Source organism: Nesterenkonia halotolerans, from assembly GCF_014874065.1.
GTDB classification, from domain to species: Bacteria; Actinomycetota; Actinomycetes; order Actinomycetales; family Micrococcaceae; genus Nesterenkonia; species Nesterenkonia halotolerans.
The window spans coordinates 918,985-931,251 of record NZ_JADBEE010000001.1 but is presented as its reverse complement, the minus strand read 5'-3'; the positions used below and the strand labels follow the sequence as shown (position 1 = coordinate 931,251).

General features: G+C 62.7%; 10 protein-coding genes. 5 read left to right on the top strand and 5 right to left on the bottom strand.

Going from position 1 to position 12,267, the window contains the following annotated elements; genetic code table 11:
- Positions 1–11 precede the first annotated feature (11 nt).
- From H4W26_RS04280 to H4W26_RS04260, 5 genes are all read right to left on the bottom strand, one after another.
- Entirely contained in the window at positions 12–830 is an 819-nt protein-coding gene (locus H4W26_RS04280; protein ID WP_192590892.1) for a carbohydrate ABC transporter permease, read from the bottom strand.
- Entirely contained in the window at positions 827–1,807 is a 981-nt protein-coding gene (locus H4W26_RS04275; RefSeq protein ID WP_192590891.1) for a carbohydrate ABC transporter permease, read from the bottom strand. The genes H4W26_RS04280 and H4W26_RS04275 overlap by 4 nt, the downstream gene beginning before the upstream one ends.
- 35 nt (positions 1,808–1,842) lie before the next feature.
- Positions 1,843–3,099, bottom strand: coding sequence for a sugar ABC transporter substrate-binding protein (locus H4W26_RS04270; protein WP_192590890.1), 1,257 nt, complete (start codon positions 3,097–3,099; stop codon positions 1,843–1,845).
- Positions 3,100–3,178: 79 nt separating this feature from the next.
- Positions 3,179–4,198 (bottom strand): LacI family DNA-binding transcriptional regulator, encoded by a 1,020-nt coding sequence (locus tag H4W26_RS04265; RefSeq protein WP_225939589.1) that lies wholly within the window; start codon positions 4,196–4,198, stop codon positions 3,179–3,181.
- A gap of 266 nt (positions 4,199–4,464) precedes the next feature.
- On the bottom strand, positions 4,465–5,163 hold the full coding sequence (locus H4W26_RS04260) for an 8-oxoguanine DNA glycosylase OGG fold protein (protein ID WP_192590889.1): 699 nt from the start codon (positions 5,161–5,163) through the stop codon (positions 4,465–4,467).
- A gap of 757 nt (positions 5,164–5,920) precedes the next feature.
- On the opposite strand from H4W26_RS04260, the gene H4W26_RS04255 reads away from it, so the two are divergent.
- The 5 genes from H4W26_RS04255 to H4W26_RS04235 all read left to right on the top strand — a co-directional run bounded on the left by H4W26_RS04255 (position 5,921) and on the right by H4W26_RS04235 (position 12,216).
- On the top strand, positions 5,921–6,988 hold the full coding sequence (locus H4W26_RS04255) for a hypothetical protein (protein WP_225939588.1): 1,068 nt from the start codon (positions 5,921–5,923) through the stop codon (positions 6,986–6,988).
- Positions 6,989–7,173: 185 nt separating this feature from the next.
- Entirely contained in the window at positions 7,174–8,358 is a 1,185-nt protein-coding gene (locus H4W26_RS04250) for a DUF4041 domain-containing protein (protein WP_318779763.1), read from the top strand.
- A gap of 161 nt (positions 8,359–8,519) precedes the next feature.
- A complete protein-coding gene (locus tag H4W26_RS04245) occupies positions 8,520–9,398 on the top strand; it encodes a serine hydrolase (RefSeq protein ID WP_192590887.1) in 879 nt (292 codons plus the stop codon).
- Entirely contained in the window at positions 9,388–10,377 is a 990-nt protein-coding gene (locus H4W26_RS04240) for a serine hydrolase (protein ID WP_192590886.1), read from the top strand. The genes H4W26_RS04245 and H4W26_RS04240 overlap by 11 nt, the downstream gene beginning before the upstream one ends.
- A 228-nt stretch (positions 10,378–10,605) precedes the next feature.
- Positions 10,606–12,216 carry an ABC-F family ATP-binding cassette domain-containing protein gene (locus H4W26_RS04235; protein ID WP_192590885.1) on the top strand — a complete coding sequence of 537 codons (1,611 nt, stop codon included), beginning with the start codon at positions 10,606–10,608 and terminating at the stop codon, positions 12,214–12,216.
- Positions 12,217–12,267: the final 51 nt, after the last annotated feature.

The following is a 12,267-nucleotide window of genomic DNA, read 5'->3' as shown; positions in this document are numbered from 1 at the left end:
GTGTTCCTTCACTAGTCTTTGACCGAGCCGGCTGTCACGCCTGCAGCGACGTAGCGCTGCGCGAGCACAAGCAGGACGGTGGCGGGGATCGAGGCGACCACGGCTGTTGCCATGATGGCGTTCCACTGCGTCGTGTTGTTGCCGATGTATTGGTAGATGCTCAAGGTGATCGGGATCATGTCACCGTTGCGATTCAACGTGGACGCGAAGATGAAGTCGGACCAGGCCCAGAGGAAGGCGAACAGCGCGACAGTGATCGTGGAGTTCCTGCTGACGGGGAGCACGACCGAGATGAAGGTGCGCCAGGCTCCCGCGCCGTCCACGCGAGCTGCCTGCAGCAGTTCCTTGGGCATGCCTGCCATGAAGGCGGTGTAGAGCAGCACGCCGAAGGGGACCGCGATCGTCGAGTTGGCCAGGATCAGGCCTCCGACGGTGTTGAGCAGGCCGAGCCTGACATAGATGGCGTAGAAGCCCATCGCCATCACCACGGCGGGGATCATCTGCGCCACGATCAGGCCGAAGCTGAGCACCCGTCCGCCGCGCAGATTGAGCAGGGCGATCGCGTAACCCGCCGGCGCCGCGATGAGCACCGTGAGCACCACGGTGCTGAGTCCGATGAGCAGGCTGGTGCCCAGCGCCGGCAGCTGCTGGTCAAGGGCTGTCGCATAGCCCTCGAACGTCGGCGCCCAGGGGAACCAGTGGGGCGGTGAGGAGCGGAGGTCGCTTGTCTGCGTCAGCGAGACATTGAACATCCAGTACACGGGGAAGAGCATGATGCCGGTGAAGACCAGTCCCAGGACTGTCTTCCACCAGGCGCGGCGGGCTGTCATCGGGCCTCCTGACGTCGTTGCAGCTGAAGATGGAGCACTCCGAAGAGGAGGGCAACAAGGATGAGGATGTTGCCCACTGCAGCGGCCGGGGAGAAATCGGGCTGTCCGGTGCCGAATGCCTCGCGGTAGGACCAGATGGCCAGGGTGGTCGTAGAGCTGCCGGGCCCGCCAGCTGTCATCACCCAGATCACGTCCACGACCTTCAAGGTGTAGACGAGTCCGAGCAGCAGTGTGATGGCGGAGACCGGACGAAGCAGCGGGAACGTGATGCTCCAGAATTGGCGCCACGCGCCGGCACCATCCAGCGAGGCCGCTTCATAGACATCGTCTGGAATGTTCTGCAGCCCTGAGTAGAGGATGACCAGGTTGAAGGGGATGCCCAGCCAGATGTTCGCGAGCGTCACCGAGAGCAGCGCTGTCTCGGGAGAAGTGAGCCAATTGATCTGGCCTATGCCGAAGGCTCCGAGAAAGGAGTTGACGATTCCGTTCTCGCTGTTGAGCATCCACGACCAGGTCGACGCCGAGACGATCAGCGGGAGCAGCCAGGGCATGAGGAACAAGGCGCGCAGCGGAGCTGAGAGTGGAAAATAGTTGCGGAAGAAGACCGCGAGCGCCAGCCCCAGTGAGAACTGGAAGGCGATGGAGACGATGGTGAAGAACGCTGTATTCGCCAGCGCCTGAGCGAAGAGCGAGGAAGAGAAGATCTCCGCATAGTTCTGCCAGCCGACGAAGTCGGCATCGCCCTGCACGAAGGCTCGGATGTTGTAGTCGTGGGTGCTGAGGTCGATGTTCCGCCACAGAGGGTAGGCGTAGAACATCGCGAGGTAGGCGAGCAGGGGAGCGGCGAAACCTATTGCTGCCCACTGAGCCCCGTGGGGCCTGCGCCGCCGCAGCTTCTCGGGTGGAGCGGGCGGGACATCGCTGCCCGCTCCACCCGTGCTGCCGCGACCCGCCTTGGTGTCGGCGAGGGTCGTCATGGTGGTCCTTCCGATTGCGGTGATCCGGCCCGGCTTCAGCCGAGTTCAGCCTCGACGTTCGCCTGTGCCTCTTCCAGCGCTTCCTGGGGAGTTGCTGCACCGGAGAGGGCGTTCTGGACTGCGGTCCAGAGCTCCTCGGAGATGACGGGGTAGTCGGTGCCGAGGTTGTCACTGGTGCGGCCCTTGGCTTCCTGGACTGCGGAGACCCAGGTCTCGAGATCCTCGTTCTCCTCGAGCAGCGCGTCCTGACCCTCTTCTGTCGGAGGAATGTAGTACGCGAACGTGTTGGCGGTCTCGACGAAACCTTCGGGAGTCGTCATGCACTCGACGATCTCGCGGGTCACGTCGTATCGCTCGACGTCCTCCTGCATCGGGGCGACGATGAACTCGCCGCCCGTGGGTGCGGGGGCGACACCACCGTCCTTGGCTGGAATCTCGATGACACCTGTGGCGAAGTCCGCGTCGGCGGCACTGTTGACCTGCCAGGTCCCGTTCTCCACGAATCCGAAGTCCCCGGTGAGGAACTCCTCCCACGTGGTGTTCTGGGAATTGTTGATCACGGTGTTCGGGACCAGTCCCTCGTCGACCCAGCCCTTCCAGAGTTCCAGGGCCTCTACGGCCTCGGGAGAATCCAGCTCGGTGAGATCCGCCCCGGAGCCCCAGAACCATGGGAGGAACTGGAAGGAGCCTTCTTCGGTGCCGATTCCGGCGAAGGTCATGCCGCCGTTGCCGGAAGCCTCGATCTCTTCGAGGGCGCTCGTCAGGCTTGCCCAGTCGGTGACAGAGGCTGGATCCACCCCGGCTTCTTCCAGGACGTCTTCGTTGTAGTACAGGGCGAGCGTGTTCGCGCCGATGGGGATCCCGTAGGTCTCGCCGTCGAGCTCGCCCGCAGCAACCAGGTTGGGGTCTACTGCGGAGGTGTCGAACCCAAGTTCGTCCACGGTGCTGAGCAGTCCGCTCTCAGAGAGGGTGGAGACAGCAGGGTTGTCGAGCAGGACGACGTCGGGGGAGTTGCCCTCCTGTGCCGCAAGGATCGTCTGGTTGGTGAGGGCGGTGGTGTCGTACGCCGTGCGTTCAATGGTGACTCCAGCCTCCTCGCCGCATGTTTGCACGCGGTTCTCCCAATCAGAGTCCCCTTCGTGCTGCGGGTAGGGGTCCCACCAGGTGTACGTTCCGGAGGCGGCGCCATTGCTGCCTTCGCCTTCCGCGTCCCCTCCGGAGCAGCTGGCCAAGAGGGTGATCGCGGCCAAGGCTGCGGTCACGGTAGTCGCCGTATGAAAGGTGCTTCTCATTGCGTTCCTCCTTGGATCATCGAACAGGTGTCGAACCGGTTCGATTTTGAGTGATACGGGTGCACATCAGATTCGGATCTCAGCGGGGCGGGGCGGTGCTCCCGCGGTCGATGAGGTCGGGCGTGACAAAACGGACAACATTGGGCTCCTCGGGCCCTATCTCACCCTCGATGCGGCGGACGAGCTGGCGCACGGCCATGCTGCCCAGACGGTCAGGCGCGCTCTCGATGGAGGAGAAGGGCAGGGAGAACGTGCGGGCGAACTCATCGGAATACCTCCCGAGCACCGAAAGGTCCTTCGGGGTGGAGAGTCCGCGTTCATGGAGCACTGAAGGCAGCGCTGCCGCAGCTGCTTCGTTGTTGATCAAGAGGCCGGTGGCAGTTGGATGCGCGTCGAGGAGCTCATTGAGGGCATCGCCGACTGCAGGCTGCGATGAGGGTGCGAAGACTGTATGGAGCGTGATGTTTCGGGCCTCGGCTGCCGCAAGGGCTGCATTCTGCAGGCGCCAGACGTAGGCGCCGCCTCGGTCAATCACGTGCTGGGGCTGTGAGATCAGGATGAGCTCGCGGTGTCCCAAGCGGTGCAGGTGATCAACCATCGTGCGGCCGGCTTCTTCGAAATCCAGATCGAAGACGTCCAGGCCGTCGCAGTCTTTGGGCAGCCCCACTAGGGCGCCCGGTTGCTGGGCCGCGCGAAGGTGATCCAGCCGGGGGTCGTTCTCTGCCACATTGAGGAGAACGATCCCGTCGATCATTCGGGAATCGCTGATTCTGCGCAGCGCCGAGGTGCCGTCTGCGTCGGTGACCAGCAGGATGTCGTATCCGAGCTCTCTCGCCGTGTTCGACACTCCCAGGATGTACTGGAGCATCGCGGGGGCGAATTCGTCGTCGAGGAACTGGGCGAGCAGACCGATGACCTTCGTCTGCGAGGTCGCCAGGGACCGAGCGCCGGCGTTCGGGGTGTACTGGAGGGTCTTGACGGCCTCATTGACGCGAAGGCGCACGGCATCGGAGATGGACCTCTTGCCGGAGAGGGCATACGAAGCTGTACTCCGGGAGACCCCTGCCGCTTTTGCGACATCACCAATTGTGACCATCATCACTCCTTCGAACTGGTTCGACGGTACATCTGAGGTTTGGCGAAAGCAAGCCCTTGTTCCAAAGGAGTTTTGATCGATGTTGTCGAATCGGTTCCTAGCAGTTGCTGGCCAATTCAGTCCATCGCGCCAAGACGCAGCATAGGCCGGGTTCAGACTCCTGTGAGTCTGAACCCGGCCCATACTGGCGGTCTTGTGCTGCGGCCTGCTCCGCGTCGCGGTTCCGGTTTTTCAATCAGCCGGTCGGAGTCTCGTGCCGCAGGTGTTGCCTATGCCCGGCGCGTGACCGCCAGTTCGATCTCATCGGCGCGGACTTCGCGGTCCACCGAGGAGTCGGCGGAGGCCTCTTCGGCCCAGCCGCCCAACAGCGTGCAGTACTGCTCGTAGACCTCGGGGACCCAGACGTCGGTGGTGGCGTCGGGCCAGGCGTCGCGGGAAAGGTTCGCCGCGACGTCGCGGTCAAGGCTCAGGTGCTTCGGGTCCGTGGCGGCACCCTGGGCGAAGTAGAGGAACTTCGTGGAGAAGGCGGGGCCGAACCAGGGGATCCGACCGGCGCCGTCTTCGGTGGTCAAGATGATGAACGCGTCCTTGACCGAATCGCTGTCCCGGGCGGCGTTCCATGCGGAGACCAGCAGCTCGGAGGCCTCCTCGCGGTGGGAGGCGAAGTTGTCCAGGCGGTGATGCAGGCGCGGAGCCTTGATGCCGAGGCCCCACGCCAGCGAGTAGTAGAACAGCTGGAAGGCATTGTCGGGGGTGCGCTCGCGGTCGCCGACCTCGAACACGTCGCGGCGGGTCAGCGAGGTGCGGTCGATGTTGCCGAGGGTTCCGGTCAGCGTGGGAAGTCCGCGCTTGGAGAGTTCGGCGCGCCAGCGGGCGGCATCGACGTCGACGCCGTGCTTCATCACCGCGTTCGAGCCGGGGAGGGCGTGCAGGATGTCCTGTGGCAGTCGTGCCTCTTCATTGATCATGTTCCAACCCTAATGCGCGCAACTGAACTCGCGCCCCACCTGGTGGACGCCGAGGCGGTTCTGAAAGTGGTCTGGGTTTCTGCACTGTGTGACCACGTGAGCAGGACTACGGCATCTTCGAGAGCCTCCAGCGAATGCACTTTGTCCGAAACGGCCCCCGGATGACTCATTCCAGAACGCCTCAACCGAATTCAGCAGCACCCTGACGGCCAGCACCTACAGAGTGCCTCTCCCGGGTTCTCGTGCTCCGGATGCTGCCACCGGCTCGCAGCGCGATGAGCGTCTGTCACCGCTGCTGCTCATGGCAGCGAAGCTCGGTAAACCCCCGGTATCCGATCAGTTCCCACTCACACTAGATCCACCGAATGCCTTGGCATCAGCGCACCAGACCACCCCGGTAGCGGGAGCTGAATAGCCGAGGCGTGTTTCATCGGGTCTCGTAAGCTGGGAATCCCAAAGGATAGGTGGGCATAGCGGATCGGTAAGATTCGCAGTCCGTTTTCTCTGGCGCGCCAAAACAGGCAATACAGATTCTCTTCAATTGGTAATGTGGCACACATCCAATCGAGAGGTAGCCGTGGGGCGTAAACGAGGTTTCTTAGCAGAGCTGCAGCACCAGAATAAGCTTGCCGCGCAGCGACAGCGGGCCGCTGAGCGTGAGCGCGAGGCTGCACAGCGTCGGAGAGAGCAGGCGCGGAAGGCAGAAGAGCGGGCAATCATGGCCGCGAGTCGGGCTTCAGAGGCTGACCGAAAGCGTATGGAGAGAGAAGCGACGGCGGCGCATGTTGAAGCCAAGCAGGCTGAGGTTGAACAGCTCAACGCCGAACTCGCAAGTGTCTATGACGGCCTAGACACGCTTCTCGAAGCGACACTCAACGTAGATGACTTCGTAGATCTCGAGAAGCTGCGTAGGACGGTCCGGCATCCGCCTTTCGCCGGCGATCACTTGAGAAAGCCAGTGCCACCCCCCGCTGTACTTCCCGATCCCGAGGCGCCGGTCTACCGGCCGCCAGCCGCTCCCTCAGGTTTATTTGGACGGAAGAAGAAGCTCGCAGAGGCGCAGGCCAAAGCCGAATCAGACTTTGAGGTGGCCGTTGCTGATTGGGAGAGGGAGATTCGGCAACTTCCGCTTGAGCGCAAGAGACTTGCAGAACGCCATGCAAATCAGGAAGTCGAACGACAGCAGTCGCTTCAAGCGAAGCTGGACCAGTACGAAGAAGATTACGCTCGGCGGGAAAGGGCGGTCGCCGAACACAACGCTTCGCTGGACCAGTTCATCGCAAACCTCAGCTACGGGGCAGTGGACGCGGTGCAGGAGTACATAGGAATCGTCCTAGCGAACTCTGTGTACCCGGAGGGATTCACCGTGGAGCATGACGCAACGTTCGATCCTGCGAATGCCGAGCTCGCCCTCAAGGTGCAAATACCAGCTCCAGACTCCATTCCGAGGATCAAGACATACCGGTACGTCAAGGCGAGTGACGAAGTAACTCCCACGGCGCTATCCCAGAAAGATGCGAAGGACCGCTACTCGGGTGTGGTTCACCAAGTTGCCTTGCGGACGATTCATGAAGTCTTCGAGGCTGACCGTCGAAACCTTGTTCAGGGCATCGCCTTGGAAGTTGGAACGAACGCGGTGGATCCAGCTACCGGGCGGGAAGCCTATGTTCCCTTCGTTGCAGTAGCAGCCTCGCGTGAGGTCTTCTCGGAGCTGGATCTGTCCGCAGTTGTACCAGCTGCCACGCTAGAACATCTTGGTGCGGCCCTGTCCAAGAACCCTCTGGGACTTGTCCCCGCCAACGGTTCAGGGGTTCGGCGCTCGTGAGCCGAGAAGAAGGACTCAGTCCGGTTTTCAATCCGCCGCCAGGCTGGCCAAAGCCCCCTCCTGGCTGGCGGCCTCCAGTCGGATGGACTCCAGACCCAGCATGGCCCGAACCTCCGGCGGGCTGGGAGCTTTGGATCCAGCCCGAGGGGAGTAGTGGTTCGGCAGCGGAAGCCGCTGCCCGTCCTGTGGCAGAGCCAGCTCGGGAACCCCAATCGTCGGAGCCGGCGCAAGGATCTGCCCGGGTCGCATTCCTGGAGGCCGAGAACTCTGCACTGAGGCAGCAACTGGCGGCGCAGGCATCTAGTTCAACCGAGTACGTCGAACTCGACGATTCACGAGTCTTGCAGGAAGTTGGAATCTATCGATATCACCACCCTCTAGAGAATGCCGCAGCATTCAGAGACCGCCTGAATGAGATAGAGGCCCAGGTCGTAGAGCTTGTCAAGCTGGATAGGGCGATCGTGAAGTCGAATCGCTTCACGTTCGACAACTCTCTGGCCAAGGGCCGACGTATGGCTCAGGATCTGGCCAAACTAATGCTCCGTGCCTACAACGCGGAAGCAGACAACAGCATCCGATCCCTGCGGGTCGGCAACGTCGTCACCGCCAAGCGGCGACTTGAAGCGTCACGCACCGCAATCGCCAAGCTCGGGAACATGATGGAAATGCACATAAGTGAGGAATTTCATCAGCTGAGGAACCAAGAGATCGAGCTCACTGCGGATTGGTTGATGCGGAAGCAAGAAGAGAAGGAAGCTGAACGCGAAGAGCGAGCGCGGTTACGGGAAGAACGACGCGTTGAGCGTGAACTAGCCGAAGAGCGTGCACGCCTCGACAAGGAGCGTAGTCACATCATGAACGCTCTAGACGCATTGCGTGCCAGCGGACAAGCGGATAGTGGGCTAGAACACCGTTTGGAGAGCATCGACGAAGCCATCACTCAGAACGATTTTAGAGCCGCGAATATCCGGGCTGGGTACATTTACGTGATCTCCAATAGGGGTGCCTTCGGAGACGGGGTCGTCAAGATTGGTCTGACAAGAAGGCTTGAGCCCGCAGATCGAGTAACCGAACTGGGTGGCGCATCGGTGCCGTTCCGCTTCGACATCCACACTCTGTTCTTCTCTGAGGACGCCGTTACGCTAGAGAATGAACTCCATGTTCACTTCGCAAGCAGGGCACTCAATCAAGCCAACTTCCGCAAAGAATTTTTCTTCGCAACGCCTTCCGAAGTACGCGGGGTATTGATGGACAAGGTGGGTAGCCTCTTGGAGTTCACAGAGGATGCAGCAGCCACCGAATTTATGCAGTCTCGGAGTCTCTGGCCGGAACGATCAGTCGCTGGTCCGGCCACAGGCCACCTGAAGTAGGCGTTCGTTGAACGCATGCGAAAGCGTGAGCGCCCCATTGCATAAGGTGGCCCCGCAAATGACGGCAGATGGATCTACCTGTCGTCGCCTCAATTCCAGTCCGTAATTGAGCGGTCGCGACCATGTTAAAGAATCCGGCAGACGCAGTGATGAGGAGTCGTGTGGAGCAGCAGCTGCAACAGCTCGAATCTGCGGTCACCCGCATCGCTGCAGATCAGCCGTTCGCGCTTTCTTGGGAGATCCGACCCATCGGCACCGGCGAGGTGATCGGCTGCGATTCCACCCGCGCCGTCGCCTCCTTCAGCACTCGCAAGGTCAGTGTCCTGCTGGCCTGCCTTGCGCTGGTGGAGACCGGCGAGCTGAGCCTCGAGGACCGTTCGGTCATCACCGAGGAGATGAAGGACGGGGTTCAGGCCGGGATCATGCGGAACCTCTCCGCCGGGATCTCGCTGAGCCTGCGCGACTCCCTGGCGCAGATGATGAGCACCTCGGATAACATCTGCACCCAGCTGGTCTTCGCCGCCATCGGCTCCGTCCGCCCCGACCCGTTGCAATGGGTCAACGACTACTGCGCCTGGATGGGCCTGCACGCCACCCTGCACCGCGAGATCTTCCCGCGCACCGGCGACCTGACCTGGAGCCACTCCCTGGACACCCTCACCACGACGACGGCGCAGGACCAGTCCCGCCTGCTGGAGAAGTTGGGCCGTGGCTGCGTGGATGACGCTGCCGCCGCTCAGCTGTTGGTCTCGCGTGAGCTTTGCGAGTTCGCCCGGGACGCGATGCTCGGGCTGTTCACCCCCGCGTTAGGGGTCGCCTGCAGCCGGATCCGGTTCGCAGAGAAGAACGGACGCGGCCTGCGCAGCCTCTCCCAGGTGGGGCTGGCACTCTCTGGTGCTGGCACGCCCCTGGCGGCGGTCGCGGCCTACGCGGAGAACATCCCGACCCTGCTGCCCTCGGGGGTTCCGGGACGGGCAGCGGCCTTCGACGTGTTCGCGGAGCTGGGTCTGGCCGTGGAGGAGTGGGCACATGGTCGCTGAGGTGAGGATGCTGAGTCTGCAGGAGTGCGCTACCGCGTATCCCGAGCTGCGGTTCGCGGTGGGCGCCGCTGATGCGAAGCCGGTCACCGGTTATGGCACGGACACACCTGCGTCCCGGGCAGAGGAGGCGCATGACCTGGCCGGCGTCGGAAAACTGTTCCTCGGGCTGACCCTGGCGCATCTCGGCGAGGGCGATGAAGGATTCCTGGAACACACGTTGACGGTCACGGTCGAGCACCGCGCGGGCGCCCGCACCGGGACGCTGCAGCTGATGTCCGGAGACCTTGAGCTCAGCGTCGATGACGCGGTAAACCTAGTCTTCTCTACTGGCGATGCAGCCTGCGTCCTGGCGCTGCTGGAGTTCACGAAGTCGGAGGGGGTCGACCTTCTCGCAGAGGCCCAGAGTCTGGTGGACACGCTGGGCCTGAACACGTTCCAGTTCACGGGTACCGAGGAAGCCGAGTCCTGGGGCGAGGGGTTGCTCGGTCGGACCACCTGTGCGGGGACGCTGGAGCTGCTGCGCGCCCTCAGGATTCCGAGTGATCTCGAGACTGCAGCAACCGCCGCGACAGAACTCGCTGAGCCCCCGGTCCTGTCGGTGGAGACCCGGCAGAGGATGCATGGCTGGATGGGCAGGGTCTTCGAACCTGCCGGGCTGGCCTCAGCCCTGCCAGGATTCGGCCCCAAACGGGTGCCTCACCAAACGCTCTCGGGTCTGGAGCTCACCGCCCGCGGGGCGGAACGCGGCTACAGCTCGGTCCTCACGCTGCCCACCGAGGCAGGGGAGTGGGTGCACCTCGCGGCCCACCTGCCGCCGTCGTCGGCTGTTTTCCAGTCACCGCGGGACGTCTCGGCAGTGCTGGGCACCCTGGGCCTGGCGGCATATCACTCCGCCACGGTAGACGACCCCACAGGCTTAGAACTAGCAGGACGCGCCCGAGCCGGGGCTGGTACCTTGTACTCATGGATATTGAAGTAGACAAAGCCTAGCCATCTGACGTTCGGTGGCTTCCGGGTCTGGGGCGTTCTAGCGCGAACGGTGGCAACTTCTCTCTTCAGCCGTCTGTGATCACCGATCCCGGCTATTTTCTTGAGTGGTCCGTACGTCCGGCTTGTTGGCCTCCGTGCTCGCGCATCTCAGCGCCCGGAGGGAATCACATCTACCGCGTATGCCCGGATCAGGGCGAGTATCCAAGGACTTCATTCCATGTCAGCACCATCAGCCATCACCCTGCACGATCTTTCCTTCGAGTGGCCGGACGGCACGACTGCTCTCCACCAGCTCAACGGAACCTTGACCACTGGCCGCACCGGTTTAGTCGGTCGCAACGGGGCCGGGAAATCGACACTTCTGCGCTTGATCGCCGGTCACCTGACCCCTACATCCGGGCTCATCAGCACGACGGGCGACGTCGGCTACCTCTCCCAGACCCTGACGACTGAAGCGGGGGCCACCGTCGCGGGACTGCTGGGAATCGAGGACACGCTTTCGGCGCTCCAGGCAATAGAAGGTGGCGATGCGGACGTTCGCCACTTCGATGCCGTAGGTGACGACTGGGACATCGAGGCCCGCGCTGACGCGGCGCTGAACGAGATCGGATTCTCCGCCGCCGATCTGCGTCGACCGATCTCTGACGTCTCCGGGGGAGAAGCGATGCTCATCGCGATCACCGGATTGCGCCTCCGGCGCGCGCCGATCACACTCCTCGATGAACCCACCAACAACCTCGATCGTCCCACCCGGGCAAAGCTCACGGAGTTCGTCGACGATTGGCAGGGCACCCTCGTCGTCGTCAGTCACGATCTGGAACTGCTCGAGCATATGGACTCGACCGCGGAACTGCATTCCGGACGCGTCGACGTATTTGGGGGCCCGTACAGCCAGTTCAGCGAGCACCTCGAGCATCAGCAGGCGGCCGCTGTCCAGGCCGCACGGACTGCTCAACAAGCGCTCAGGGTCGAGAAGAAGCAGCGCGTCGAAGCTGAAACCAAGAATGCCCGGCGGGAGCGAGCGGGGAAACGGACCCAGGCCAGTGGGGGCATTCCGAAGATCCTCGCCGGGAACCGTGCGAGCAAGGCGCAGGTCTCGGCAGGAGCCATGCGTTCGACCCACCAGGACAAGGTGCGGGCGGCTCAGGCGGTGGTAGACGCTTCAGATGCCAAGGTGCGGGACGATGAGCACATTCACCTCGCGCTGCCTGACCCCGGTGTACCGCGGGGTCGCAAGATCGCCGAGCTGCGCGATGGGACCCGGACCGTCACGATTCAAGGGCCGGAGCGCGTGGCTCTGGTGGGGCCGAATGGTTCCGGTAAAACGACCCTGCTCGAGCGACTGGTGCATAAGAGTGGTTCCGAGCTCCCCGCGAAGACCACAGGAGAGCTGCTGATTGATCGAGTGGGGTACCTGCCACAGCGGCTGAATGAGCTCGACGAGTCACGCTCTGCCGTGGAGAACGTGCAAGAGGCCGCCCCTGCTTCCCCAGCTGGGGACGTGCGGAACCAACTTGCCCGGCTGCTGCTGCGTGGGTCGACCGTCGATCGACCAGTCTCCAGCCTTTCCGGGGGAGAACGCTTCCGCGTCAGCCTCGCGAGATTGCTGCTGGCGGAACCACCCGCGCAGCTTCTGATCCTCGATGAACCCACGAACAATCTCGACATCACCAGCGTCGAGCAACTGGCAGAAGCGCTGGACGCGTATCGCGGAGCACTCCTTGTTGTGAGCCACGACCTCGAGTTCCTCGCCCGGTTGAGCATCGATACGGTGATTGAGCTGGATGGGCGAGGGGCGTTGAAGGAAAACGCACAGTTGTTCGAGTGACTCTCCTCGTGGGCGTTCATGTGACTTGCCGTGACGGAAATTGATCGATAC